This window comes from Gordonia sp. 852002-51296_SCH5728562-b (assembly GCF_001665475.1).
GTDB lineage: Bacteria > Actinomycetota > Actinomycetes > Mycobacteriales > Mycobacteriaceae > Gordonia > Gordonia sputi.
The window spans coordinates 1-23,775 of sequence record NZ_LZMI01000008.1; the positions used below are offsets into that span (position 1 = coordinate 1).

The 23,775-nt window shown below is 64.9% G+C and carries 29 protein-coding genes and 1 pseudogene; 7 read left to right on the forward strand and 23 right to left on the reverse strand.

Features of this window, described 5'->3' with window-relative positions; all coding sequences use genetic code 11:
• Window positions 1-193 precede the first annotated feature (193 nt).
• The 13 genes and pseudogenes from ahcY to A5766_RS01185 form a co-directional block, all read right to left on the reverse strand.
• Window positions 194-1,672: an adenosylhomocysteinase gene (ahcY, locus tag A5766_RS01125; RefSeq protein WP_039856658.1), complete on the reverse strand. Its 1,479-nt coding sequence runs from the start codon at window positions 1,670-1,672 to the stop codon at window positions 194-196.
• 227 nt (window positions 1,673-1,899) lie between these two features.
• Window positions 1,900-3,405, reverse strand: coding sequence for an APC family permease (locus A5766_RS01130; RefSeq protein WP_064903137.1), 1,506 nt, complete (start codon window positions 3,403-3,405; stop codon window positions 1,900-1,902).
• 186 nt (window positions 3,406-3,591) lie between these two features.
• Complete coding sequence (locus A5766_RS01135) at window positions 3,592-4,548, reverse strand: cation diffusion facilitator family transporter (RefSeq protein WP_005207999.1); 957 nt, start codon at window positions 4,546-4,548, stop codon at window positions 3,592-3,594.
• Between the two features lie 185 nt (window positions 4,549-4,733).
• Window positions 4,734-5,030, reverse strand: coding sequence for a WXG100 family type VII secretion target (locus A5766_RS01140; RefSeq protein ID WP_005207998.1), 297 nt, complete (start codon window positions 5,028-5,030; stop codon window positions 4,734-4,736).
• A gap of 118 nt (window positions 5,031-5,148) precedes the next feature.
• Entirely contained in the window at window positions 5,149-5,478 is a 330-nt protein-coding gene (locus A5766_RS01145) for a WXG100 family type VII secretion target (protein ID WP_005207997.1), read from the reverse strand.
• 124 nt (window positions 5,479-5,602) lie between these two features.
• The gene (locus tag A5766_RS01150; RefSeq protein WP_064862051.1) at window positions 5,603-6,466 is read right to left on the reverse strand and encodes an ESX secretion-associated protein EspG; all 864 of its coding nucleotides are present in this window, start codon (window positions 6,464-6,466) and stop codon (window positions 5,603-5,605) included.
• Window positions 6,463-7,518, reverse strand: a complete 1,056-nt coding sequence (locus A5766_RS01155; protein WP_064864717.1) for a PPE domain-containing protein — start codon at window positions 7,516-7,518, stop codon at window positions 6,463-6,465. Before A5766_RS01155 ends, A5766_RS01150 begins: the two co-directional genes overlap by 4 nt.
• Before the next feature lie 115 nt (window positions 7,519-7,633).
• Window positions 7,634-7,939 (reverse strand): PE family protein, encoded by a 306-nt coding sequence (locus tag A5766_RS01160; RefSeq protein ID WP_064862053.1) that lies wholly within the window; start codon window positions 7,937-7,939, stop codon window positions 7,634-7,636.
• 48 nt (window positions 7,940-7,987) lie between these two features.
• On the reverse strand, window positions 7,988-9,406 hold the full coding sequence (locus A5766_RS01165; RefSeq protein WP_387316751.1) for a hypothetical protein: 1,419 nt from the start codon (window positions 9,404-9,406) through the stop codon (window positions 7,988-7,990).
• Window positions 9,403-9,711 (reverse strand): type VII secretion target, encoded by a 309-nt coding sequence (locus A5766_RS01170; RefSeq protein ID WP_005207992.1) that lies wholly within the window; start codon window positions 9,709-9,711, stop codon window positions 9,403-9,405. The genes A5766_RS01165 and A5766_RS01170 overlap by 4 nt, the downstream gene beginning before the upstream one ends.
• Window positions 9,712-9,862: 151 nt before the next feature.
• Window positions 9,863-10,177 (reverse strand): YbaB/EbfC family nucleoid-associated protein, encoded by a 315-nt coding sequence (locus tag A5766_RS01175; protein ID WP_082933568.1) that lies wholly within the window; start codon window positions 10,175-10,177, stop codon window positions 9,863-9,865.
• A gap of 10 nt (window positions 10,178-10,187) precedes the next feature.
• Window positions 10,188-10,499: a hypothetical protein gene (locus tag A5766_RS01180; RefSeq protein WP_064903139.1), complete on the reverse strand. Its 312-nt coding sequence runs from the start codon at window positions 10,497-10,499 to the stop codon at window positions 10,188-10,190.
• Between the two features lie 555 nt (window positions 10,500-11,054).
• A pseudogene (locus A5766_RS01185) lies at window positions 11,055-11,657 on the reverse strand (DedA family protein); the annotation flags it as partial.
• Window positions 11,658-11,985: 328 nt separating this feature from the next.
• Here A5766_RS01185 and A5766_RS01190 point away from each other — a divergent pair.
• The 3 genes from A5766_RS01190 (at window position 11,986) to A5766_RS01200 (ending at window position 14,206) form a co-directional block, all read left to right on the forward strand.
• The gene (locus A5766_RS01190) at window positions 11,986-12,996 is read left to right on the forward strand and encodes an alpha/beta fold hydrolase (protein WP_210734281.1); all 1,011 of its coding nucleotides are present in this window, start codon (window positions 11,986-11,988) and stop codon (window positions 12,994-12,996) included.
• Between the two features lie 81 nt (window positions 12,997-13,077).
• The gene (locus A5766_RS01195) at window positions 13,078-13,626 is read left to right on the forward strand and encodes a TM2 domain-containing protein (protein WP_064864719.1); all 549 of its coding nucleotides are present in this window, start codon (window positions 13,078-13,080) and stop codon (window positions 13,624-13,626) included.
• 91 nt (window positions 13,627-13,717) lie between these two features.
• Complete coding sequence (locus A5766_RS01200; RefSeq protein ID WP_064864721.1) at window positions 13,718-14,206, forward strand: hypothetical protein; 489 nt, start codon at window positions 13,718-13,720, stop codon at window positions 14,204-14,206.
• 46 nt (window positions 14,207-14,252) lie between these two features.
• Here the strand turns inward: A5766_RS01200 and A5766_RS01205 are convergent, their stop codons facing one another.
• The 9 genes from A5766_RS01205 to infA form a co-directional block, all read right to left on the reverse strand.
• Window positions 14,253-14,771 (reverse strand): hypothetical protein, encoded by a 519-nt coding sequence (locus A5766_RS01205; RefSeq protein ID WP_064903105.1) that lies wholly within the window; start codon window positions 14,769-14,771, stop codon window positions 14,253-14,255.
• Between the two features lie 24 nt (window positions 14,772-14,795).
• On the reverse strand, window positions 14,796-15,680 hold the full coding sequence (gene truA / locus A5766_RS01210; protein WP_064903107.1) for a tRNA pseudouridine(38-40) synthase TruA: 885 nt from the start codon (window positions 15,678-15,680) through the stop codon (window positions 14,796-14,798).
• 24 nt (window positions 15,681-15,704) lie between these two features.
• Window positions 15,705-16,313 (reverse strand): 50S ribosomal protein L17, encoded by a 609-nt coding sequence (gene rplQ, locus A5766_RS01215; RefSeq protein ID WP_005207983.1) that lies wholly within the window; start codon window positions 16,311-16,313, stop codon window positions 15,705-15,707.
• Window positions 16,314-16,373: 60 nt separating this feature from the next.
• Window positions 16,374-17,426, reverse strand: coding sequence for a DNA-directed RNA polymerase subunit alpha (locus A5766_RS01220; protein WP_005207982.1), 1,053 nt, complete (start codon window positions 17,424-17,426; stop codon window positions 16,374-16,376).
• Window positions 17,427-17,501: 75 nt separating this feature from the next.
• A complete protein-coding gene (rpsD, locus tag A5766_RS01225; RefSeq protein ID WP_005207981.1) occupies window positions 17,502-18,107 on the reverse strand; it encodes a 30S ribosomal protein S4 in 606 nt (201 codons plus the stop codon).
• 23 nt (window positions 18,108-18,130) lie between these two features.
• On the reverse strand, window positions 18,131-18,538 hold the full coding sequence (gene rpsK, locus A5766_RS01230) for a 30S ribosomal protein S11 (protein WP_005207980.1): 408 nt from the start codon (window positions 18,536-18,538) through the stop codon (window positions 18,131-18,133).
• A complete protein-coding gene (gene rpsM, locus A5766_RS01235; RefSeq protein ID WP_005207979.1) occupies window positions 18,538-18,906 on the reverse strand; it encodes a 30S ribosomal protein S13 in 369 nt (122 codons plus the stop codon). Before rpsM ends, rpsK begins: the two co-directional genes overlap by 1 nt.
• A gap of 274 nt (window positions 18,907-19,180) precedes the next feature.
• Window positions 19,181-19,294, reverse strand: coding sequence for a 50S ribosomal protein L36 (rpmJ, locus tag A5766_RS23660; RefSeq protein WP_005207978.1), 114 nt, complete (start codon window positions 19,292-19,294; stop codon window positions 19,181-19,183).
• Window positions 19,295-19,381: 87 nt separating this feature from the next.
• Window positions 19,382-19,603, reverse strand: a complete 222-nt coding sequence (gene infA / locus A5766_RS01240) for a translation initiation factor IF-1 (RefSeq protein ID WP_005170487.1) — start codon at window positions 19,601-19,603, stop codon at window positions 19,382-19,384.
• A gap of 395 nt (window positions 19,604-19,998) precedes the next feature.
• Between infA and A5766_RS01245 the strand changes: the two genes are divergently transcribed.
• From A5766_RS01245 to A5766_RS01255, 3 genes are all read left to right on the forward strand, one after another.
• Entirely contained in the window at window positions 19,999-21,336 is a 1,338-nt protein-coding gene (locus A5766_RS01245; RefSeq protein WP_064903109.1) for an inorganic phosphate transporter, read from the forward strand.
• Between the two features lie 37 nt (window positions 21,337-21,373).
• Window positions 21,374-21,718, forward strand: a complete 345-nt coding sequence (locus A5766_RS01250; protein WP_005207976.1) for an iron chaperone — start codon at window positions 21,374-21,376, stop codon at window positions 21,716-21,718.
• A gap of 87 nt (window positions 21,719-21,805) precedes the next feature.
• Entirely contained in the window at window positions 21,806-22,201 is a 396-nt protein-coding gene (locus tag A5766_RS01255) for a phage holin family protein (RefSeq protein ID WP_005207975.1), read from the forward strand.
• A gap of 73 nt (window positions 22,202-22,274) precedes the next feature.
• On the opposite strand, the gene A5766_RS01260 is transcribed toward A5766_RS01255, so the two are convergent.
• Window positions 22,275-23,147 (reverse strand): LLM class F420-dependent oxidoreductase, encoded by an 873-nt coding sequence (locus A5766_RS01260; RefSeq protein ID WP_051994042.1) that lies wholly within the window; start codon window positions 23,145-23,147, stop codon window positions 22,275-22,277.
• 129 nt (window positions 23,148-23,276) lie between these two features.
• Between A5766_RS01260 and dtd the strand changes: the two genes are divergently transcribed.
• Window positions 23,277-23,726, forward strand: a complete 450-nt coding sequence (gene dtd, locus A5766_RS01265; protein WP_039856660.1) for a D-aminoacyl-tRNA deacylase — start codon at window positions 23,277-23,279, stop codon at window positions 23,724-23,726.
• The last annotated feature ends 49 nt before the right edge of the window (window positions 23,727-23,775 follow it).

Genomic DNA, 23,775 nt, shown 5'->3' on the forward strand with positions numbered 1-23,775 from the left:
ACCTCCAGCACCTCCCTGGGCACCTGGTACTTCTGCCCCAACGCTCAGCCCTCCTACAGCACGTAGAGCGCGAGAGCGATCGCCGACCGAACGAGCGGGGGGCGCCCACGACAGTTGTCGTCGACGCCCCCGGCTCGTTATCGTCTGCCTCCGCTCTGATCCATCGGCAGCGCGAGGATCAGCAGCGGGTAGATCAGTAGCGGTAGTGCTCGGGCTTGTACGGCCCCTCGACGTCGACGTTGATGTACTCCGCCTGCTCCTTGGTGAGCTTGGTCAGAGTGCCACCGAGCGCTTCGACGTGGATCTTCGCGACCTTCTCGTCAAGGTGCTTGGGAAGCCGGTAGACCTCGTTGTCGTACTCGTTGTTCTTGGTCCACAGCTCGATCTGCGCGATGACCTGGTTGGAGAAGCTGTTGCTCATGACGAACGACGGGTGACCCGTCGCGTTGCCGAGGTTGAGCAGTCGCCCCTCGCTGAGGACGAGGATGGACTTGCCGTCGCCGAAGACCCACTGGTCGACCTGCGGCTTGATGTTGATGCGGGTTGCGCCAGAGTTCTCCAGGCCTGCCATGTCGATCTCGTTGTCGAAGTGGCCGATGTTGCCGAGGATGGCCTGGTTCTTCATCTGCTTCATGTGCTCGAGCAGGATGATGTCCTTGTTGCCCGTCGAGGTGACGACGATGTCGGCGTCGCCGATCGCCTGCTCGACGGTGACGACGTCGAATCCGTCCATGAGCGCCTGCAGCGCGTTGATCGGATCGATCTCGGTGACCTGCACGCGAGCGCCCTGGCCTGCGAGCGACTCTGCGCAACCCTTGCCGACGTCTCCGTAGCCGCAGATCAGCACCTTCTTGCCGCCGATGAGCACGTCGGTGCCGCGGTTGATGCCGTCGATCAGCGAGTGTCGCGTGCCGTACTTGTTGTCGAACTTGCTCTTGGTGACCGAGTCGTTGACGTTGATCGCGGGGAACGAGAGTTCACCGGCAGCAGCGAACTGGTAGAGCCGCAGCACGCCCGTGGTTGTCTCCTCGGTGACGCCCTTGACCGACTCGGCAATCTTCGTCCACTTGGTCTTGTCCTCGGCGAACGTGGTGCGCAGCAGCTCGAGGAACACCTTGTACTCGGCAGAATCGTCGTCGTCCGCGGGAGGGACGACACCCGCCTGCTCGAACTGCGCACCGCGCAGCACCAGCATGGTGGCGTCGCCGCCGTCGTCGAGAATCATGTTCGCGGGCTCGTCGGGATTCGGCCAGGTGAGCATCTGCTCGGCCGCCCACCAGTACTCCTCGAGAGTCTCGCCCTTCCACGCGAAGACCGGAACACCCTTCGGCTCGTCGACGGTGCCGTGCGGGCCGACGACGATCGCGGCCGCGGCATGGTCCTGGGTGGAGAAGATGTTGCACGACGCCCACCGCACCTGCGCGCCGAGTGCGACGAGGGTCTCGATCAGTACCGCGGTCTGCACAGTCATGTGCAGCGAACCGGAGATACGCGCACCCTTCAGCGGCGCGACGTCGGCATATTCGCGACGCAGCGACATCAGGCCTGGCATCTCGTGCTCGGCGAGCCCGATCTCCTTGCGGCCGAACTCGGCAAGCGACAGGTCGGCGACCTTGTAGTCGATGCCGTTCTTGGTGTCCACCTGAGGTGCCTCGTTCTGCACCATGGTCATGTCTTCCCCTTGTCCGTGAAATCGCATGTCACCGATGTGTGCCGCCGGGCACGCGCCTGTGTGAGGGTGTCGCGCCGACTGTTCGCCGACGGCCGATTGAACGGGTACGCGAAGCGCGCACCCGAAAGTCACTCCACTACGAGGCTATCTAATACCGCAGACAAGGCCATGGCTGGCCACACGTCGAGCGGCGACACGGTGCCGCGCGAGCCCCGGCGAGGCGACGCTCACAGATGCTTGTCTGAGGCGACGCCCTCGACCTCGCCGCGCTCGCGACGGCCAACCATCGAATGGCGCATTCCGTAGAGCACGTAGATCAGCACGCCGATGGCCATCCAGATCACGAATCGGATCCAGGTCAGCGCCGACAGATTCAGCATCAGCCATAGGCACGCCAGAATCGCGAGCACCGGAATGATCGGTCCTCCCGGCACGGTGAACCCGCGTTCGAGGTCGGGTCTTGTCCGACGCAGGACCAGCACACCCGCGGCGACGACGATGAACGCGAAGAGCGTTCCGACGTTGACCATCTCCTCGAGCTTGTTGATCGGGAAGAAGCCCGCGACCACGGCGACCACAACACCGATCAGCACGGTCAACCGCACAGGCGTTCCGAACCGCGGACTCGTCTTGGCCAACCCGCGCGGCAGCAGACCGTCGCGGCACATCGCGAAGGCGACGCGTGACTGGCCGAGCATCAGCACCATGACAACCGTCGTCAAGCCTGCCAGCGCGCCGATGGCGATCACCTTCTCCGCCCAGGTGACCCCGTTCAACGCGAAGACGTCGGCGAGGTTCTTCGAGTCACCGCCGCTGCTCGCGAGCTGTTTGTAGTTCGCCATGCCGGTGACGACGATCGTGACCAGCACGTAGAGCACTGTGACGATCAGCAGCGACCCGAGGATGCCTCTCGGAACGTCCTTGCGCGGATTGCGGGTCTCCTCCGCGGTGGTGGCGACGACGTCGAATCCGATGAACGCGAAGAACACGATCGACGCCGCGGCGAGCACGCCGTACCACCCGTAGGACAAGTCGCCTCCTCCGGTGATCAGCGAGAAGAGCGTCGAATCAACAGAAGCCTTTTCACCTGCTGCGTGTTCCGCAGGCGGCACGAAGGGGTGGTAGTTGGCCGTCTTGATGTAGAAGAAGCCGACGATGATGACGAGCAGCACGACGCCGACTTTGATCGCGGTGATCACTGCGCTGACACGCGACGACAGTTTGGTGCCCAGAGCGAGCAGTGTTGTCACAACCGCGACGATGAGAATCGCGCCCCAGTCGATGGTGTGTGAGCCGACGTCGACGGTCCCGCCGGAGAAGCCGAACACGCTGCCGAGGTAGCTCGACCACCCCTTCGACACCACGGCCGCACCGACCGCGAACTCGAGGATCAGATCCCAGCCGAGAATCCAGGCAAGGAACTCACCGAATGTCGCATAGCCGAAGGTGTATGCGGACCCCGCGACGGGAACTGTCGAGGCGAACTCGGCATAACAGAGCGCCGCCAGTGCGCACGTGATGGCGGCCATGATGAACGACAGGGAGATCGCGGGACCCGCTTTGTCGCCGGCAGTCGACACGGTGATCGTGAAGATACCTGCACCGATCACGACCGAGACGCCGAAGACGATCAGGTCCCGCCACGTCAGATCCTTGCGAAGTCTGTGATCGGGCTCGTCGGTGTCGGCCATCGACTGCTCGACAGACTTGGTGCGTGTGAACGCGTTGGCCATCAGCGCTTCTCCCTGCATTTCTGGTCAGCAGTGTCAGGTCAGCATCGTCGACGCGTCGTCCGTCTTCTCGACCGACGCAGGGTCGGAGTGACTTGTGATCCCCCGACTCGACAGTGTGCTCACGCAACCGGCGTTCCGGTTATCGCGGATTCACACGCTACCGACTGCGCGGGTGGTGTGAGGGCTTTAACGCGAAGACATGTCGGCCCGATCTGCGGCGGGCTGCGCCGAGCCCCGATCAATGTCGGGTTCGAGATAGATGATCCTCGCTTGTGGCACGGCCGTACGGATTCTCGCCTCGGCGTCGTCGATGATATGCGCGACCGCCACCACATCTGTCCCGGCCGGGATCGCGATCTTGGCGGCCACGAGGAGCTCGTCGGGCCCGAGGTACTGGGTCTTCATGTGAATGACGCGATCGACCCCATCGGACTCGAGCGCTTCGCGGAGAGCGACCTCTTCCTCCACCGTCGCACCCTCTCCGATCAGAAGGCTCTTCATCTCGACGATCAGCACGATCGCGATCACGCCGAGCAGAACGCCGATCGCCAGCGTTCCGATACCGTCCCACACCGCATTGCCGGTGATCATGGTCAACCCGACGCCGAGCAGCGCCAGTAGAAGACCGATCAACGCGCCCGTGTCTTCGAGGAGAACCACCGGGAGTTCCGGATTCCGCGAGTTGCGGATGAATCGCCACCACGACGCACCGCCCTTGAGCGGGCGCGATTCACGCATGGCCGTCGTGAAGCTGTAGCCCTCGAGGCAGATGGCGACAAGCAGGATCACGATCGCGACGATCGGCGACTCGAGTCCGTGATCGTTTGCGTGGGTGATCTTTTCGATGCCCTCATAGATCGCGAACATAGAACCGAGCGTGAAGATCACCAACGCCACAACGAACGAATAGAAGTACCGGGCGCGCCCATAACCGAACGGATGAAGCTGGTCGGCCTCCTGGCTCGCGCGTTTCTGCCCGAGCAACAACAGCCCCTGATTGCTGGTGTCGGCGACAGAGTGCACACCCTCCGCGAGCATCGACGACGACCCGGTGATCGCGAATCCGACGAACTTGGCCACGGCGATACCGGCGTTGGCCGCGAGTGCCGCGAGAATTGCCTTCTTGGAACCTTCTGCCGACACCGTGTTGTCCTTCCATCGACGTCATTGCCGCCCGCCGCACAGGCATCGCCGGTCATTCTTGTCGCCTGAGACTCTAACCGACTACCCCGGAACGAACATGCCGGCGTTTCGCGCGGGCGGGTATGGGACCACGCAGGCACAACCGCAGGCCCCACCCCGCCCCGCCCCCATTCGGGACGTCACATTCAGATGGAGCCGAAACCGCGCCCGATCGCGCCGTCGAGCTCCGACATCGTGTTCGACGCGTTCTGCACGCCGCGGTGCAGGCCGAACAGTTGATCGCGCGACTGAAGGAAGATGCGGTCCCAATTCGCCTGCGCCTGCTCGTACGACGCCTTGGCGATGTCCGACGTCCAGATCGCGTCGAGCGAGTGGACCTGCCGCTTGAGTTCGTCGGCGAGGTCGCTCAGCCGCGTGAACTCCGACTGGAGATTGCCGCTGAGATCGCCGAGACCTGCAAAGTTGTATTCGATCTGTCCCATGTCTGTATTCCCTTCTGATCGCTCGAACCGAATGCTCCCGAGCGTGAATGTGTCGAGCGTGAATGTGTCGAGCGTGAATGTGGTTGTGCCCGAGTCTGATTGATCGTGAGAACCTGCTTCAGATCCGCACTCCTCCGGGCTGGAAACCACCCGCGACCTGAGCATCGTTGTCCTCGTATCCGGTGAAGCCGCTGCTGAGCTTGTTCCGAATGTCGTCGAGCGCGTTGTGCAACGCCAGCGCCGACGAGTTCCAGTCGGCGTGGGTATCGGTGAAGGCCGCCGACGCCTTGCCCTGCCACGACGCGGCGCCGTTCGACGATGCCCGTGCGATGCGACCGATGGTCTCCTGCATGTCGGCGACCACCCCCGCAACCGATTTCGTTGTGGCCATTGCCGATTCGACGTCGACCTTGACCGCTCCCCCGCCGTTGTCACCGAGATTGAGCATCCTGATCCTCCTGTGGTTGAGCACCGATCACGGTGCCTCGCGGTATCCGCGACTCAGATACCGTTGGTGTGCACGACGTTCGGAATCGGTTCCGACGTCGCTTCCCGAACGAGTGGCCCGGACGTCACCGGGGCCACCAGCCGTCGGGAAGGGTCTCGATCAGCAGACCCACGGCCTGACCGATGCGATGACCCGAACCCGGCGACAGCGTGGTCCACACCCTGCCGTCGGGAGATCTACTGGGACCGGCAACAATTCGACCTCGCGCTGTGTCGATGACGCCGAGCGCTCCCGGGGATTGCGTGAGCATTCCGTCGCGGCGCGAGACCGCGACAACTTCGATGCGACGCTCAATCGTCGCGAAAGCACGTGCCACAGCGCCGGAATCGCCCGGTGGCATACCCAATCGCGTCAGTGTTCGCGCGACCTCAGCGGTAGCCAGACAACGCCCGAGACGATCTGCGAGTTCGTCGCACGGACACGCGAGCGCACCGAACTCCAAGGGTTCCGGGCGCGCTATGGGTTTCTGGTCCGCTATGCCCCGATCGCTCCTGTCATCGTCTCCGCGATCTGTGCAGTGTCGACGTACCAGCGCCGAGACCGCGGCGACGTCAGGAAGCTCGACGCCCGTGATGTCGATGGTGTCGCCGCTCCTCACGGCGAAGACGTGGTGATCGTCGCGACGCGCGAGACACGCACGGACGGTGTCGGATTCGGTGAATGTGCGGATCTCCAACTCTCGGTCGGGCAGCGCGAGTACCCGCAGTGCGGTCGCAAGCCATGGCACGGGATCGCCCACGTCATCGACGAGTCGAAGCTCGGCGATGCGGGCGTCGGCCGCGGAGTGTGCGGCGCGCGCACGCTCGGCATCGTCGTCGATGGCGAGGAGGTCGAGCACGACCGGCCAGGTGGTCACACCGAACCGCGCACCGACCCGGCGTAGAGTCGCGACATCCACTCGTCCACCTCGCGTCGCTGTCCAGATCATCGCGTCGACACCTCCCCGAGCCGAAGGGTCTGCTCGAGATAGGCGGGATCTATTGTCGGCGAGCCCGATTCAACGCCGGAGTCGATCGTCACCTGCGAGGAGACCGCAACGCCTGCGGCTGCCCAGGTGGCAGGCGGCTCGTGAGCGATCCCGGCGCCACATACCGGTTCGCCGCGATCGGCGGCTACCGCTACTGTTCGCGTCACACGCTGCTCGGTCGTCGCAGCCACCGACGGGGCGACGGGCGGTGGCATCGACTCCGATGGCATCGGTCGTGATGTAGGTGTCGGCGTAGCGGCCGCCGTGGCCTGCGGGGCCGCCGCGAGGGTCGTCGCCGCGTATCCGGCCGTGACCGGCGGCGGCACCATTGGCCCGAACGGCGATCCACCCCCGGCCAGCCGTGTCGTCGCGTTTGTTGTTGTCACCGTGTGGGGCTCGACGTTCGCGGCGTCCGCTGCGCTGCGAGCAGCGCTCGCCGCCGACTGCTCGGCAAGCAGTGCCGCGTCGGAGACCAGCAGCGGCGCGCGATCCTCGACATGCCACGGCTGCGCTGAGGGCGTCGCAGCCTGTTCGTATGCCTCCATCACGCGGGCCGCGCGCATGCGCTGGTCGTGTCGGGCGCGCTCGGCGTGGGCGGCAGCGCCCGTGATGACAGGCGCGACCGCACTCACCGACCTCGCGAGATCGCTCAGTCCGTCGACCAGATCCACCTCTCCGGCGGCGGGCATCGCCAGCCTCGCAACTGTTGCTGCCGCACCCTGCTCCTGCGCGAGAACAGCGTTCGACGCCGCGGTCGCCGCGGCATCGGCAAACCAGCCACCCAACGCGGTCAGTCGATCGAGCGCCTCGCTTGCGTGGGTGGATGCCCACGATCCCCCCATCCGCGCCAGGATGGTGCCGTATTCGACTGCGGCGTCGCCCATCTCGCTCGCGACAGCACTCCATGCACCTCCCGCCTCGATCAAGGGCGCAGGACCGACACCGGACGCGAGATCGGACACGAGCCGATCAGTGGTACGTGCGTCCCAGATGACGCCGGTGAAACCGGTCACTGCACTCCTCCTTCCTGTCGAGAGCTTGACTGCTACAGCGGTATTCAACTGCAGCGGTATTCGCCGGCAGCTCTTGTCGTACTCGATGTCTTGACGTGCGGCTTCGCAGCCCGACTCAGATACGCAGTCCGCGTGCGACCGCGTCGTCGGCGTCGACGACCCGTGTCGCCTGGGCGCGCAATGTGGCAGCGATTTTGCGTAGTTCGAGGACTCCCGACGCGGCGTCGGCGTCGAACCCGCGCGCGACGGCGTCGAAGGAACCCGCGACCGCGACTGACACCTCGTCGCGACCAGCCGTGGCAACCGTCCGCCGATCGGCGGTACCGATCACCGAGCCCTCAATTCGATCGGCCAATCGGTCGAGATCTCTTGCGGCAGTGATCAGTTCGTCGGGGTCGACGCTGAGTTTCGGATCCGGCATGGCACACCTCCAGGTGTCTCGGACAGTGGTCGTTGGCGAGAGGACGGATCAACTCTGCGGCTCGGTCTCCAGTTCGGAGTCGTGCCACAAGAGGCGAAGTTGGATATCCGGTGTCGGCGATGACTCGGGTTGCGCAGGTTGATCACCGATCACGGAGGGAGCCACCTCGTGCGACTCGCCAACCACCTCCATACCGTGTTCTTCGGTGACGAGGTAGTCAGGAATCTCGTGGTGCTCCGCGGCATCCGCTGCGCCGCGCGCCGCGCCCGCCGCCATCATCGGGGCCATTGACGCCGGCACGGGAGTCGTTGTCGTACCGGCGGTTCGAGTTGTCTGCGACGGCGTCAACGACGCAGGCTCGGTGCTCCCGATCCCGGCAGACATGCCCGCCCGTGCGGCCCCGAGAGGCGCCGACGCCGCACCCAGACCACCAACCCCCATACCCAGAGCCCCGGCACCCATCCCAGCCGCGCCGACAGCGGCGTCGCCCGATCCCCCGCGCGGTCCTGCGAGATCGGGATCGTCACCGGCGGCGACGTGGTCGAGACGTGCGGCGTCGACGCCGTCGCCGGAGGCGATACCGAGCATCTCGCTGACAGGAGCCATCAACGCAGAGGGCAGTTGTGTCGCGGTGGAGACGAGGGGCGAGACCGCCTCGAGGATCGAACTGGCCAGCGCGAACGGCGACTGCGCTGCCGATGTTGCGACCGTCGGCGGGGCGGTCACGTTGACAGGGGCCCCGTTGACGACCATTTGCGTTGTCGGGCCGAGCAATTGGGCCCGAGTCACTGCGACCGCGGCAGTCGCCTCGGCAAGACCCTCGGTAGCGAATGCGACCGCGGCGCCCTGCCCGACCGGCGTCACAAGGCCCGGCCCGAGCACCGCGATCTTGCCGATCGTCGCCGCGATGATCCCCTGCACGGTCGCGAGGCCCGCCGCCACGATCCCCGCTGCGGCTTGGATGTCGATCGACATCACCCCGCCCTGGGTCGACAGCGCGGCACTGTCGGCGCTCGCCTGCGCCGTTTTGGTCGTCGCACCCAGCGACGCCTGGCCCGCCCACAAGGTATCGAGCACACCGAGAGCCTGTGTGGCGGTGGACATCGCGGTGTCGAGCACCGTCGACAAGCTCTCGAAGAGCATCGACGGGTCGACCGGTGCGCCGGCCAGGTTGCCGGTTCCGAATCCGCCCAGGAGATCGGTGATCGGCTTGAGCAGCATGCCGATGTCTATCGTCGGCAGCGGCGGAAGTCCCGGCATGGGCGGTAGCGCCGGGACTTGTGGAATCTGCGGCAGGCCGAGTCCGGCGAGTACCTCACCAACGGGCCTATCGAGGATCGGCCCGAGAGGCGTGGCGTCGATCATGTCCTGGATCGACATGTTGTTGACCGCGGGAACATCGGGCATCGACGTGTCGATCGCGTCGGGCAGATGTGGCCCACCCGTGGCGGGTTGCGGCGAGCTCACAGCACCGACCGAATTGCTGCCGCACCGGCCGCGTCGTTGGCGTCGAATTCAGCGAGTGCGGCCACCGTGCTCGCGGCAGTCGATGCGTGGACGGCCGCGAGGCTCCCGACCCCGACCAAGTGGTTGGCCTGAGCGGTGATGAAAGCCGCCAGGAACTCTTGACCGATGAGCCCGAACACCCCGATCATCGCAGCGGTGTTCGCCGCTGCGTCGATCGTGCCCGCCGCGCCTACCGCGGTGCCGATCGCCACGTTGGTTGCCGCAAAGCCTTCCAGCACTTCAGGTGTCACCGTCACGTTGTCCATGTGGTCCCCTCGTTGATGAGCGATTGCAGGTTTACGGTTCTCTGTGCTTGAGCGGCTATCTGTGCTTGAGCGGTTCTTCGAGCTTTGGGGATCTGACGCGCCCTGCGCCCGAAAGGTTCCATCGAATTTCCCGACGTTGCGTCGGTGTCGGTCATCGGCTCTCGAGCTGCTCGGCGAAGACCGCGGTGAACTCTTCGGTGAGCGCCGCACGTGCGGCGAACGCACGTTGGGCACCGAGAAGTGCTGTCGCGACGATCTGTTCGCCCAGCCGCACCTCGCCGAGATCGTTGGCGCCTTCTCCCAACCACAGACCGGTCAGCGCCCCACTGCCGTCGACCTCCGCCGTCACCAGTCCGTCCGGCGAACTCTCCCGCACGCTCAACGCGGCCAGCCGGTCGCCGAAGTCGGCAAGGTGACCCAGTTGAGCCCGTGCGCGCGCTTCGAGTTCGTCCATTGCACCCGTCATCGTCTTCGCCTCACACCCGGCGCAGCCACGACGCCGGGACGTCGTCGCGCTCGTCGTCGAGTTGCTCGGCGCGGGAGAGGTCGTCGGTGGTCGGCAAGCCCGTTGCATCGACGACGTCGCGCGACGCCCCGGCCTCGAGAAGCTCGTCGCGCCAACGGATACCGGCGGCCATCGCCGATTGCCTGCAGAGCCGCAGGATCTCGTCGGCGAGGACGTCAGGCCTCTTCTCGAGCTGCGATCGATCAATGCGGACGCGCGTCGGCAGACCTTGCGGTGTGGTCACCACCGTGATCGCGCCGGATCGTGATCGCGCAGAGGACATTCGAAATGCTGCGGGAACCTGCGCTTGCGACTCGTGGTCGCTCGTCGACCCGAAGTCGTTGCGCTGCCCGAAATCGTTCTGCTGCCCGAAATTGTTCTGCTGGACTGACATCTGATCCCGCATCCCCCTGACCCCTCCGTATATGACCCCACTGTGCATGACCCCACCGGCCGCGCTGCTGACCTCACTCGTCAAGCGCGTTGTGCGTTGAGATATTGCCACCCGGTGGGCCTCCCGGCGATACCCCGACGCTTGCTTGTGGATAAGTCATTCTGTCGGATTTTTACGTTTCGCGACGAACAAACGCGTAAACATCTGCGAGCGCATCGAGTGTGCGATCCCGCGATGCTAGTTCTACGACTCTCCCGAGCAGCCCGCGCCCAGTCCATCGACGTCCGAGTCGCCACCCTCATGGCCGTCGCCGGCTGGGGTGTCACCCTCAGAACCGCCACCCTCAGAACTGCCGGTCTCACAACTGCCGGTCCCAGAACCGCCACCCTCAGCGTCGCCGACCCGCTCGTCGCCACCGGCCCCGACTGCGTCGACCCCCTTCAGCCGACGCACTGCGCGCCACCGTCGGGCGCCCTCGATGAGTGTGGGCACCACCACGGTCAGCACCGACGCGACGATGATCAGTTCGAGGTGATCGCGGATGATCGGCACGGACCCGAGGAAGTAGCCGAGGACGATGATGCCCGCCGCCCAGACGATGCTGCCGAGAACGCTGAAGAACGTGAACACCGAGTGGCGCATCCCGCTGAAGCCCGCGACAAGCGGGGTCAATGTGCGCACGATCCCGATGAACCGACCGAAGAACACGGTCAGCGGACCGAACCTGTCGAAGAAGCGGTGCGTCCGCTCGATGTAGGTCGGTCCGATTGTGCGCATCAGACGGCCCTCGAGCACTCCGCGGCCGAGCCGTCGACCGATCAGGAATCCACACTGGTCGCCGAGGATCGCGGCCAACGGAACCAGCACACACAACAGCCAGAGCGGGGCGAAAGGTTCCGGCTGAGCCGCAAGGACGCCCGCGGTGAACAGAATCGAGTCGCCGGGGAATACGAAACCGATGAGCAGGCCCGTTTCGATGAAGATCAGCAGGCACAGTCCGACGAGCCCGCCCGTGGTCAGAAACGCGTCGAGGTCGAACGGATTCATTACCCGCAAGCCTATCGACACCCGGGCGCCAGCGATGTGGTCGAACCCACTCGTTTGCGCTCACGTTAACTCGCTGCAACATGGTGGGCAGACAACGCCTATCAGGTGTTTACTCGGAGGTAAGGCGTTGTGGTCACATGCCGCCAGCCGAGACATCACGCCGTTGTGATCACGCGAGGAGTTGGGGTCACACGCCGCCAGCCCAGACATCACGCCGTTGTGATCACGCGAGGAGTTAGTCGTGTCAGAAGCCCCGACCCGAGTCGGCGGAATCAAACGTTCCGGTGGCTCGTCGTCTGCCAATCTACGCCCGGTCTCCGACACTGAAATGCGCATCGAATACAAGGTCATCCACGGCTACCGACGGGCATATCGGATCGCGGGGAGCGGACCGGCACTGCTTCTCATCCACGGCATCGGCGATAACTCGTCCACCTGGAACGAAGTCATCCCCATGCTCGCCCAGCACTACACGGTCATCGCACCCGACCTACTGGGGCATGGACGATCGGACAAGCCGCGCGCCGACTACTCCGTCCCGGCGTTCGCAAACGGCATGCGCGACCTGCTCGTGGTGCTCGGCATCAGCAAGGTCACCGTCGTCGGGCACTCGCTGGGCGGCGGCGTCGCAATGCAGTTCTGCTACCAGTTCCCCCGGTTTGTCGAGCGACTCGTCCTTGTCGCCGCGGGCGGTGTCAGCCGGGAGGTCAACCCCGCCCTGAGGCTGGTGACGTTGCCACTGGTCAACAGCGCACTCACAGCTCTACGGGTTCCGGGAGTGCTGCCTGCACTCCGTTTAGGTGTCAGCGTGATCGCCGCAACGCCGACGCCTCCGGGAATCCCCGACCTCCCGCATGATCTGTCACCTAAGCGCATGCTCAACGACCACGAGGATCTGCTTCGAGTCCTCGGCGATCTCGCGGCACCCACCGCATCGGCGGCATTTCTCCGCACCCTGCGGGCAGTGGTCGACTGGCGAGGGCAATCGATCACGATGCTCGACCGATGTTATTTGACCGAGTACCTGCCCGTTTTGATTGTCTGGGGCGACGACGACACCGTCATCCCCTACGAACACGCCCTGCTCGCGAATTCGGCGATCGGCCACAGCGAGATGTCGACGTTCCACGGCTCGGGCCACTTCCCCTTCCACGACGACCCGGAACGCTTCGTGCAGGTCGTCATGGAGTTCCTCGAACGCAACGAACCCATGGAGTTCGACTCCCAGGTCTGGCGCAGGCTGATGACCGAGGGCCGCAAGAGCTCCGACATCGTTGGCGACGAGCAGACCGTCGAGGCAGTGTTCGACGCCATCGACGACGAGCGCAGCGCAACCTGAGGTCAGCCGACCGAACGACATACGCCCATTCGTTGACCCGGGTGGCGACACCTGTCGGAGGTCCATGCGAGTATTGGCGCCATGAGCTATCCCGACAATTCGAACCCGGATGCCCGCGGCAACGAGCAGCCCTACGGTTCTTCGCCCTACGGCGCTCCATCACCGTTCGGCCCCGCCGCCTCCGGCGACCAGTTCCTGCCGCTCCCGTACGAGAACGGAACCCCCGGTTCACCGACCTACGGGGCTCAGGGATATGGCGCCCAGGGGTACGGCGCTCAGGGATATGCGGCCCCCGGATACGGGATGCAAGCCGGATACCCCGGCGCCGCGGATGCGATGGCCCCGTACGGGCGCGACCCCTTCACCGGTGAGCCCCTCTCGAACAAGTCCAAGGTCACGGCGGGCCTGCTCCAACTGTTCCTCGGCGGTTTCGGCGCGGGACGGTTCTACCTCGGATATACCGGCATCGGCGTCGCACAGCTCGTGCTGACGATGGTCGGGTGGATCACGACGTTCCTGTTCATCGGCTTCTTCATCCTGCCCGCGGTCGGGATCTGGGTCCTCGTCGACGCCATCATGATGTTCACCGGCAGCGTCCGCGACTCGAACGGCTACAAACTCCGATCTTGACGCCCTGACGACGCTGCCGTTGCTGTGCAATGGCAGCCAGTGAGGACCGCGACCCAGTGACGACGGTGACCCCCTTGAGGACGGTGACACAGTGAGCTATCCGGACGCGCCGAACCCCGATCCGTCGAAACCTCGCGGGCCCGACTCACCCGGCCCTGCCTGGAGCGACGTCGAGTTGCCGCCGACGCCTGCCCCGGGAAGCTATGCTGCGGCACCGCCGCCGAGCGATCCCATCCTCGTCTCGATCGGCGACATCCACTGCACGCGCAGCCAAGTCATCACACCCGCGGGCAACGCACCACTGGCCGGGTCGCGGTGGAGCTTCATCGATATGTCACGCACCACCAACGAGATCCCGCAGTGGGCCCTCATCGTGGGAATCGTGACGGCCGTACTGTTCTGCGGACTCGGCCTGCTGTTTCTTCTGGTGAAGGAGGAGCGCACCATCGGGTTCGTGCAGATCACCGTGTCTGCTGGACCAGTCGCCCACACCACCGCGATCCCGGTGACCTCACGGGCGGCCGTCGCCGACCTCGGGGCGCGCGTCAACTACGCGCAGACACTCGCATATTCGGCGTAACGGCCCAGACGGCCAGACAACCAGACAAGCAGCAAGCAGCTCGGACTCAGACGAGAAGCGCCACGGCAAGCACGGCGATCACCACGATGAGCACAAGAGCCACACACGCAATCAGTGCGAGTGTCTGCCTGCTGCACCGCTGGTGCCAGCCATGCAACACCAACTCGTCGTAGACAAGAAAGCCCACACGGTTCGTGGGCTGCGGCTCCCATTTTCCGGTAGCAGCCTCTCTCACCAGCGCGGTCGACAACTCCAATCCGCGTCCGGCAAGGATCGTCGACCTCCTCATTCCGAAGCCCACCCCGGAATCGCTGTCGCTCAACGGAAACCTGCCGGCGCCCGGAAATCGGTCGCCGGCACCAGTCGATCGGCGGCGCAGTCCACCGAGTCCCTCGCGACGAAACGCGTGGGCATCCGGCTCGAACGTCACAAGGCTCGACACCCCGTCTGCCCGCAACGCCACCTCGTTCTCTGACAACCGGGCACACTCGATCTTCTCTGCGGCGGCAGCCCTCTGCAGTCGGGCGATTGCCTTGTCGACCGTCTCGGGACGGCGCTCACCCATCGACGCATACCGCCGTTGTCATCACTAGTCGCCGCAACATCCTTGTGCGCCTTCGGTTGTCGCGACCCGGACGTCGCGGGTGATCGCATTGCGCGCCGCCAGCTCGTCGGCCTCCGGATAGTCGACGCCGACGAGACACAGTCCCCGCGCCTCGGCGACGGGCACCTTCGCGCTGCGTTCACGCTCGCCGAGAAGCGCTCGGCACCAGTCGACATCGCGCCGACCATCCCCCACCGACGCCACCGCACCGACGAGCGAGCGCACCATCGACCAGCAGAACGCATCGGCGCTGACCTCGCCGATCAGCACGCCGTCGGCGTCACGTGACCACGAGAACCGTTGCAGATCGCGGATCGTCGTAGCACCTTCGCGGCGTCGACAAAAGGCGGCAAAGTCGTTGAGCCCCACCAACGCCGACGACGCCGCGTTCATCGCTTCCACGTCGAGCGGCCGTCGCCATGCGGCGGTGGTGCGCGCGAGGACCGGTTCGGCACCGAATGCCGCGTCGGACAGTCGGTACCGGTAGTGACGCCGCAACGCCGAGAACCGTGCGTCGAAGTGGTCACTGACCGACGCGGCCTGCTTCACGCGCACATCGTCGGGAAGCATCTTGGCGAGTCGTCCGACGAGGCGCCCGGGGTCGCCGTCTATTGAGCGCGTGTCGAGTGCCGACACGGGAATGTCGGCGTGCGCGACCTGACCGGTGGCGTGGACGCCCGCGTCCGTCCGTCCGGCGACGGTCAGCCGGACCGGTACCCGCAGCACCGTCGACAACGCCGTCTCGACGACCTCACATACCGTGCGCTGACTGATCTGTCGCGCCCAGCCCGCGAAATCGGTTCCGTCGTAGCCGATGTCGAAACGCAGACGAACGGACCCGCCACCTGGTGTGGTGGCGGGTCCGCTCATGTCTGGCGTGTTCAGCCGTCCGACCTACTTGTCGTCGGCCTTGTCGCCGTCGACGTCGGCGTCAGCAGCTTCGGCCTCCGGTGCGGTGGCAGCCGTCGACTCATCGTCGACAGCCTCGGCCACGGCCTCGGCGTTCTCGACCTGTGCCGGGGTTGCCTCGTCGGCGACGGCCTCGACGACGTTGTCGGCCTCGGCTGCCGGAGCAGCGGCCTTCTCGTCAGCAGCCTTCTTCGACGCAGCGACACGGGTGGCGCGGGTGGCCTCGGTCGACGCGGTGTTCTCACGCACCAGCTCGATCACAGCCATGGGGGCGTTGTCGCCCTTGCGGTTGATCGTCTTGATGATGCGTGTGTAGCCGCCCGGACGGTCCGCGAAGAACGGGCCGATCTCGGCGAACAGCGTGTGGACGACGTCCTTGTCGCGGATGTCCTTCATGACCTCACGACGGTTGGCCAGCTTGCCGGCCTTGGCGTGGGTGATGATCTTTTCCGCGTACGGGCGCAGGCGCTTGGCCTTTGCTTCGGTGGTGGTGATGCGGCCGTGCTCGAAGAGCGAGGTGGCGAGATTCGCCAACATCGCCTTCTGGTGGCTGGCCGACCCGCCGAGGCGGGCACCCTTGGTGGGCTTGGGCATTGTCTTCTCCTAGGAGGACCCGACGATCGCTCGACGAGTCAGGTTTGGCAGTCGCAGCGACTAGAGCTGCTCGGTCTCCGCGAAATCCTCACCGGAGTCAGCGTCGAAAGACGCGTCGTCCGACCACGTTCCGGTTGCCGGGTCGTAACCGGCGACCTGCGACGGATCGAAGCTGGCCGGGCTGTCCTTGAGCGACAGACCCAGGGTGTGCAGCTTGACCTTCACCTCGTCGATCGACTTCTGACCGAAGTTGCGGATGTCGAGCAGATCCGACTCGGTACGTGCAACCAGCTCGCCGACGGTGTGAACACCTTCGCGCTTGAGGCAGTTGTACGAACGGACGGTCAGATCCAGATCCTCGATCGGCAGGCTGAACGACGCGATGTGGTCAGCCTCCGCAGGCGACGGCCCGATCTCGATTCCCTCAGCCTCGACGTTGAGCTCCCGAGCCAGACCAAACAGCTCGACCAGGGTCTTACCCGCGGACGCCAGGGCGTCACGAGCGCTGATCGAGTTCTTGGTCTCGACGTCGAGCACCAAACGGTCGAAGTCGGTGCGCTGCTCGACGCGGGTGGCCTCCACCTTGTAGGTGACCTTCAGCACCGGCGAGTAGATCGAGTCGACCGGAATACGGCCGATCTCGGCTCCCGACGCCTTGTTCTGCACGGCAGGCACGTATCCACGGCCCCGCTCGACGACGAGCTCGATCTCGAGCTTGCCCTTGTCGTTCAGGGTGGCGATGTGCAGATCCGGGTTGTGCACGGTGACGCCTGCGGGCGGCACGATGTCAGCACCGGTGACGGTGCCCGGACCCTGCTTACGCACATACATGGTGACCGGCTCGTCCTCTTCGGAGCTCACCACGAGGCCCTTGAGGTTCAGGATGATGTCGGTGACATCTTCCTTCACGCCGGGGACGGTGGTGAACTCGTGCAGAACTCCGTCGATGCGGATGCTGGTGATCGCAGCACCCGGAATCGAGCTGAGCAGGGTACGACGCAGCGAGTTACCGAGGGTGTAGCCAAAGCCCGGCTCGAGCGGTTCGATGACGAACTTCGACCGGTCGTCGGCGATGATCTCCTCGGTGAGGGTTGGTCGCTGTGAGATGAGCATTTCTTGATTTCTCCTTGTGGCCGACCGCTATTTGACGGCCTAGAAGTGGACCGAAACAGCTTGTGTTGCTTGGTTTTACTTGCTGTAGAACTCGACGATGAGCTGCTCGGTGAGCGGAACCTCGATCTGAGCGCGCTCGGGCACGTTGTGCACGAGGATGCGCAGCGTCGAAGGAACCACCTGCAGCCAGCCCGGAACCGGACGATCGCCGACGAGCTCCTTGGCGATCTGGAACGGAGTGGTCTGCAGCGACTTCGGGCGGACGTCGATGATGTCGTACTGGCTGACGCGGTAGCTGGGGACATCCACGCGCACACCGTTGACGGTGAAGTGACCGTGGGTGACCAGCTGACGTGCCTGACGACGGGTACGTGCCAAACCTGCGCGGTAGACAACGTTGTCGAGACGGGTCTCGAGGATGCGCAGCAGCTCGTCGCCGGTCTTGCCGTTACGACGATTGGCCTCCTCGTAGTAGCGACGGAACTGCTTCTCCATCACTCCGTAGGTGAAGCGTGCCTTCTGCTTCTCCTGCAGCTGCTGCAGGTATTCGCTCTCCTTGATCCGCGAGCGGCCGTGCTGGCCGGGCGGGTAGGGGCGACGCTCGAACGCCTGGTCGCCTCCGATGAGGTCGACACGCAGACGACGGGACTTCTTTGTTGCGGGGCCGGTATAACGAGCCATGTTTTCTCTTCCTCCCTTTCCCGCTAGACCCGACGCCGCTTGGGCGGACGGCAACCGTTGTGCGGCTGCGGGGTGACATCGGAAATGGTGCCGACTTCGAGGCCGGCTGCCTGCAGCGACCGGATGGCGGTCTCGCGACCCGAACCCGGTCCCTTGACGAACACGTCGACCTTCTTGACGCCGTGCTCCTGGGCCTTGCGCGCAGCGTTCTCGGCCGCGAGCTGAGCCGCGAACGGGGTGCTCTTGCGCGAGCCCTTGAAGCCGACGTGACCCGACGATGCCCAGCTGATGACATTGCCGTTGGGGTCGGTGATCGACACGATGGTGTTGTTGAACGTCGACTTGATGTGTGCGTTGCCGTGCGGGACGTTCTTTTTATCGCGACGGCGTGCGCCCTTCTTGGGGCCTGCGCTACGTGACTTCGGAGGCATTACTTCTTCTTCCCGGCGATGGTCTTCTTCGGGCCCTTACGAGTACGGGCATTGGTCTTGGTGCGCTGTCCACGGACGGGCAGGCCACGACGGTGGCGCAGACCCTGGTAGCAGCCGATCTCGATCTTGCGACGGATATCGGCCTGCACCTCGCGGCGCAGGTCACCCTCGACCTTCACCGAGCCTTCGATGTACTCACGCAGCTTTGTGACGTCTGCGTCGGTGAGGTCCTTGGCGCGCAGGTCGGGGCTCAGCCCGGTGCCCGCAAGGATCTCCTTGGAGGTGGTACGCCCAACTCCGTAGATGTAGGTCAGTGCGATCTCGAGCCGCTTCTCGCGGGGAAGATCGACACCAGCAACACGTGCCATGTGGCGGATTTCCTTTACTTTTCAGAGGTCTTCTCCCGGTCCGTCCCCTACTCTGCGAGGGGCTCCGGCCTCTGCACGAAGCGAGTTGCACTCGCTTCGCGGTGTCGCGCGGTGGTCCGCGTGACACAGTCCGGAGGTAGGCGGTGACGCGTCTGTCGCCGCTGGTGCTGGGAGGGCTTCACAAGTTCTGCTCAGCTCTGGTGTGTGTATTCAGTTGTGTGTTTCACCAAGCGATCTGGTGGGGTGCTCCACGGTCGTACGACCGTGGGAGTGATCAGCCCTGACGCTGCTTGTGGCGCAGGTTCTCGCAGATCACCATGACCCGGCCGTTACGGCGGATCACTTTGCACTTTTCACAGATCGGCTTGACGCTCGGCTGAACCTTCACGTCAATCTCTCCTGTTGTCGCCCGCGGGCACGACCGAACGGCCGCACCACACGAGGGTTGTCCCGGACCGGTCTCGGCCGGGAAGTCTTACTTGTAGCGGTAAACGATGCGCCCGCGACCGAGGTCGTACGGCGAGAGTTCCACGACGACCCGATCCTCGGGCAGGATGCGGATGTAGTGCTGCCGCATCTTGCCGCTGATGTGGGCGAGAACCTTGTGACCGTTCTCCAACTCAATGCGAAACATCGCATTGGGCAGGGGTTCGATAACCCGTCCCTCGACCTCGATGGCCCCGTCTTTCTTCGCCATGTCCTCCGCGATCCTCGGCGGTGTCGCGATCCGCTCGCAGGGCAACAAGTGCCCGGACGAACGATTCACCCCACTGCCCGGTTGAATCAGTGTTTATCCGTTAGTGTGTTGGCACCCGCTCCGAGAGCGAGGGCCTGGCGGCGATGTCTCCGGCCGCGCTCACCGGGTAGATGGCATGCGCATACCGGCACGACAAGCGCACCGACGTTCAATCCTACGCGAACTGGCCTAACAGTCCAAACCCGTGCCGTCTGGCCCGAACCCGGGAAGCCGGTCCGACGCGACTCCGACATTTCGCCCGACGGGGTGACCGTGGGATGAACACACTCCGAAGAGTTGCGCACGAGTCGTCCGGAGAGCCCATCTGGCATCCACCGGCTATCACTCTGGATTGAGTGGACCTCACAACACTTGCAGTGGTCGGCATCATCGCGCTTGCGGCGCTGTTCGACTTCACGAACGGATTCCACGATTCGGCGAACTCCATCGCCACCGTGGTCGCGACGCACGTCCTCAAGCCCAAGGTCGCGGTTGTGTGGGCGGCCGGCTGGAACTTCCTCGCCTTCTTCCTGATCGGGACCGCGGTCGCGGACACCGTCGGAGAGACGGTGAAGGCGCAGTACTACAGCGTTGCCGTCGTCTTCGCCGCACTGCTCGCCGCGGTCATCTGGAACTTCCTCTCGTGGCACTTCGGCATTCCGACGTCGTCGTCGCACGCCCTCATCGGCGGCCTCGTCGGCGCCGCGCTGGTCAAGGGTGGCATCGACGCGATCAAGGCGTCGAGTGTCGAGAAGACCGCGGCGTTCATCGTGATCTCGCCACTCGCTGGTCTGTTACTCGGCGGTGCGCTCATGCTCATCCTGCGCGCAGCGCTCTTCCGCGCACCCGTCCTGCGCACGGAGAAACTCTTCCGATGGTTCCAGCTCGCATCGTCGGGAGCCATCTCGCTTGCACACGGCGGCAACGACGCCCAGAAGACGATGGGCGTCGTCGCGGGCCTCCTCGTCTCGACCGGCCACCTCACCCAGACCGGTTCGTCACTGCCGGTGCCCGATTGGGTGGCCCTCGGCTGCTACCTGTTCATCGCGCTCGGAACACTGTCAGGCGGCTGGCGCATCGTCCGGACGATGGGCACCGGCATCACCCGACTACGCCCGGTCAGCGGTTTCTGCGCCGAGACGGGTGCCGCGATCGCAATCTTCGGCTCGACGGCCCTCGGCGCGCCGGTATCGACAACCCACACGGTCGCAGGCGCGGTCGCAGGAGTCGGCACCACCAACCGCAACAGCACGGTCGACTGGGCGGTGTTCCGAAAGATGGTGGTGGCATGGGTGGTCACCATGCCGGCCGCGGCGATCGTCGCGGCCGCGGTCTACGGCCTCACCCAGCTGCCGAGTCTCGCGGCGTCGACCATCGTGCTCGCCGTGCTGATCGCGGGACTACTCGTGCTGCTGTGGAAATCGCTGCGGGCCGCCCCCAAGGCCAGCGACGTCGAAGCAGATCTCGACAAAGAAGCCGAGGAGGAGTTCCCGATGCTCGCGGGAGCGGGCTCGATCATCCCGAGCGGCAAGCCACGACGCCCTCATGGTCACAAGGCGGATTCGTATGGTGACCATGAGGTCCCCGCAACCGGTACGGACGACGCCAAGGCCGCGAAGGAAGCCGAGCAGCGCAAACAACTCGACGAGCTGAACAAGGTCACGGCCGACCAGGTCCCCGAATTGTCCTGGTAATCGGGCGGTCGGGCATGGCGACGTGCCACGCTGAGGCGTGGGCACCATCGACGACTATCTGGCCGAACTCGATGACGACACCGACCGCGCAGTGATCGATCACATCTACACAACCGCCCGTGAGGTCGTCCCCGACGCCGAGCAGGGCAAGGGCTACGGCATGCCCGCCCTCACCTACCACGGCAAGCCACTGCTGTCGGTGATGCGAGCCGAAAAGCACATCGGCATCTATCCGTTCAGCCCGGAAGCGGTCTCGACAGCGGCCCCGGAACTCGAGGGCCTCGACATGGACAAGGGCACCATTCGGTTCCAACCGTCTGATCCCCCATCCGACGACGCCATCCGCACCCTCGTCACCGCGCGCCGCGATCAGATCGGCTGAGCTGAAAGGGCATCCGCCGCGAGGGGCGCGTCGCCGATCCGTCATACAGCGCGCGCCGCCCTGTCCGAATTTGGCAAGATCTTGTACATGCGTGCATTTCTGCTCCAGTCGGCGCTCTCGGGCGTCGCTCTCTGGGTGGCCACTCTGATCGTGCCCGGCCTGAGCTTTCAGTTTCCCGACGACGCGTCGGGCTTGGAAAAGTTCGGAATCGTGGTGCTCGTCGCCCTGATCTTCGGTGTGGTGAACGCCTTCATCAAGCCGATCGTGCAGCTCTTTTCGATACCGCTGTACATCCTCACCCTCGGTTTGATTCACATCGTGATCAATGCGTTCATGCTCGAGATCACCTCGTGGATCACGCACAACACGACGCACTGGGGGCTGCAGGTCGACAGCTTCTTCTGGGCTGCGATTTTCGGCGCGCTGGTCGTCTCGATCGTCAGTTGGCTGATTTCGATGGTGCTCAAGGAGCCGGTGCAGTAGCGCCGCTATCCGCGCGCGCTGAGGGTGTCGTCGGGCCTCGCCGCCACCGCGAAGTCGATCGTCGCGCGAAACCCTACGCCGAGATGATCGCAGCCAGTTGTTCGACGGGCGTTTCCGATCCGAGCACCTGAATCGTCACGTGATTGGCACCGGCCGCAAGGTGCTCGTCGAGTCGGGCTTTCACCTGCGCGGGAGTGCCATGTGCGACGAGTGCGTCGATCAACGCGTCGCTACCTCCGTCGGCGATGTCCTCATCGGTGTATCCGAGGCGCTTGAGGTTCCTGGTGTAGTTGCTCAGATGCAGGTAGGGCTGGTCTACGGGTGGACGACCCACGGCACGTGCCTCGTCGGCGTCCTCGGTCAGCACCACCTTGTGCTCCGGGGCGAGCAGGGCGTCGGGTCCGAGGATCTTCCTGGCCTCGGCGGTGTGCTCGGGAGTCGTCAGGTAGGGGTGGGCGCCCAGTGACCGCTCGGCCGACATCCGCAGCATGCGCGGCCCGAGTGCGGCGAGCAGTCGACGATCAGGGGGAACCTGCTTGCCGTCCAGAGCGTCGAGGTAGCGTCCGACAGCCTTGAACGGCGTCGTGTACTCCGACGTCGCCTCCGGATGCCCGGCACCGACACCGAGGTAGAAGCGGCCGGGAAAATCGCGCTCGAGTGCGTGGAATTCACCGGCGATGACGTACGGGACGGAGTTCCAGATGTTCACGATGCCGGTGGCGACGGTGATGTGCTCGGTCGCCTCGAGGATCGTGCGAACAGGGTGCAGATTCTTGGGCGACCCGCCGAGCCAGATGGTCCCGTAGCCGAGCTTCTCGATCTCGCGGGCCTCGTCGGGCGAGAACTGCTTGAACCAACCCCACGCGCCGTAGGTGCCGAACTTGGCGATGTGTTCTGCCTTGGTCTGCGCGGCCTTCGATTGCTCTGCCCTGGATGAAGCGGTCATGTTCACAGCGAACCTCATCTTCGCTCGCCGGTATTCCGACGCGTCGAAGTCGTCACCAGATCTTCATCTGATGTCCGACGCACTCGCCCACCAGCGGGCGGGTGCGCCCGATCTGTGATGCTGGTCGGCATGCGCGCAGTGATCCAACGAGCAACCCAGGCGAAGGTGACCGTCGACGGCGAGACGGTCGGTCAACTCGACATCGCTCCCGGCGGCTTCGGTCTCGTCGCGCTCGTCGGGGTCACCCACGACGACACTCCGGCGCACGCGACGAAACTCGCCGACAAGATCTGGCGGCTACGCATCCTCGACGGTCCGGACGGGCGTGAGAGTTCTGCCGCAGACCTCGACGCTCCGATCCTGGTGATCAGCCAGTTCACCCTGTACGCCAACACCGCCAAGGGTCGACGCCCCTCCTGGAATGCCGCCGCACCCGGCGCGGTCGCCGAACCGCTCGTCGACGCCGTGGTCGCGGAACTGCGTACCGCCGGAGCGACCGTCGCGACGGGCCGTTTCGGCGCGCACATGGAGGTCTCGCTGGTCAACGACGGTCCGGTGACCCTCATCGTCGACGTCTGAGAGCCCGGCGGCGGCCTCTCCTCGGGTGGGCGAGTCGTACGGCAACCGA

Bases quoted from the DNA above. Each gene is read 5' to 3' on its own strand.
- ahcY (WP_039856658.1), bottom strand. From the start codon at position 1,672: ATGACCATGGTGCAGAACGAGGCACCTCAGGTGGACACCAAGAACGGC.
- A5766_RS01130 (WP_064903137.1), bottom strand. From the start codon at position 3,405: ATGGCCAACGCGTTCACACGCACCAAGTCTGTCGAGCAGTCGATGGCC.
- A5766_RS01140 (WP_005207998.1), bottom strand. From the start codon at position 5,030: ATGGGACAGATCGAATACAACTTTGCAGGTCTCGGCGATCTCAGCGGC.
- A5766_RS01145 (WP_005207997.1), bottom strand. From the start codon at position 5,478: ATGCTCAATCTCGGTGACAACGGCGGGGGAGCGGTCAAGGTCGACGTC.
- A5766_RS01150 (WP_064862051.1), bottom strand. From the start codon at position 6,466: ATGATCTGGACAGCGACGCGAGGTGGACGAGTGGATGTCGCGACTCTA.
- A5766_RS01160 (WP_064862053.1), bottom strand. From the start codon at position 7,939: ATGCCGGATCCGAAACTCAGCGTCGACCCCGACGAACTGATCACTGCC.
- A5766_RS01170 (WP_005207992.1), bottom strand. From the start codon at position 9,711: ATGGACAACGTGACGGTGACACCTGAAGTGCTGGAAGGCTTTGCGGCA.
- A5766_RS01175 (WP_082933568.1), bottom strand. From the start codon at position 10,177: ATGACGGGTGCAATGGACGAACTCGAAGCGCGCGCACGGGCTCAACTG.
- A5766_RS01180 (WP_064903139.1), bottom strand. From the start codon at position 10,499: ATGTCCTCTGCGCGATCACGATCCGGCGCGATCACGGTGGTGACCACA.
- A5766_RS01190 (WP_210734281.1), top strand. From the start codon at position 11,986: ATGCGCATCGAATACAAGGTCATCCACGGCTACCGACGGGCATATCGG.
- A5766_RS01195 (WP_064864719.1), top strand. From the start codon at position 13,078: ATGAGCTATCCCGACAATTCGAACCCGGATGCCCGCGGCAACGAGCAG.
- A5766_RS01205 (WP_064903105.1), bottom strand. From the start codon at position 14,771: ATGGGTGAGCGCCGTCCCGAGACGGTCGACAAGGCAATCGCCCGACTG.
- truA (WP_064903107.1), bottom strand. From the start codon at position 15,680: ATGAGCGGACCCGCCACCACACCAGGTGGCGGGTCCGTTCGTCTGCGT.
- rplQ (WP_005207983.1), bottom strand. From the start codon at position 16,313: ATGCCCAAGCCCACCAAGGGTGCCCGCCTCGGCGGGTCGGCCAGCCAC.
- A5766_RS01220 (WP_005207982.1), bottom strand. From the start codon at position 17,426: ATGCTCATCTCACAGCGACCAACCCTCACCGAGGAGATCATCGCCGAC.
- rpsD (WP_005207981.1), bottom strand. From the start codon at position 18,107: ATGGCTCGTTATACCGGCCCCGCAACAAAGAAGTCCCGTCGTCTGCGT.
- rpsK (WP_005207980.1), bottom strand. From the start codon at position 18,538: ATGCCTCCGAAGTCACGTAGCGCAGGCCCCAAGAAGGGCGCACGCCGT.
- rpsM (WP_005207979.1), bottom strand. From the start codon at position 18,906: ATGGCACGTGTTGCTGGTGTCGATCTTCCCCGCGAGAAGCGGCTCGAG.
- infA (WP_005170487.1), bottom strand. From the start codon at position 19,603: ATGGCGAAGAAAGACGGGGCCATCGAGGTCGAGGGACGGGTTATCGAA.
- A5766_RS01255 (WP_005207975.1), top strand. From the start codon at position 21,806: ATGCGTGCATTTCTGCTCCAGTCGGCGCTCTCGGGCGTCGCTCTCTGG.
- A5766_RS01260 (WP_051994042.1), bottom strand. From the start codon at position 23,147: ATGACCGCTTCATCCAGGGCAGAGCAATCGAAGGCCGCGCAGACCAAG.
- dtd (WP_039856660.1), top strand. From the start codon at position 23,277: ATGCGCGCAGTGATCCAACGAGCAACCCAGGCGAAGGTGACCGTCGAC.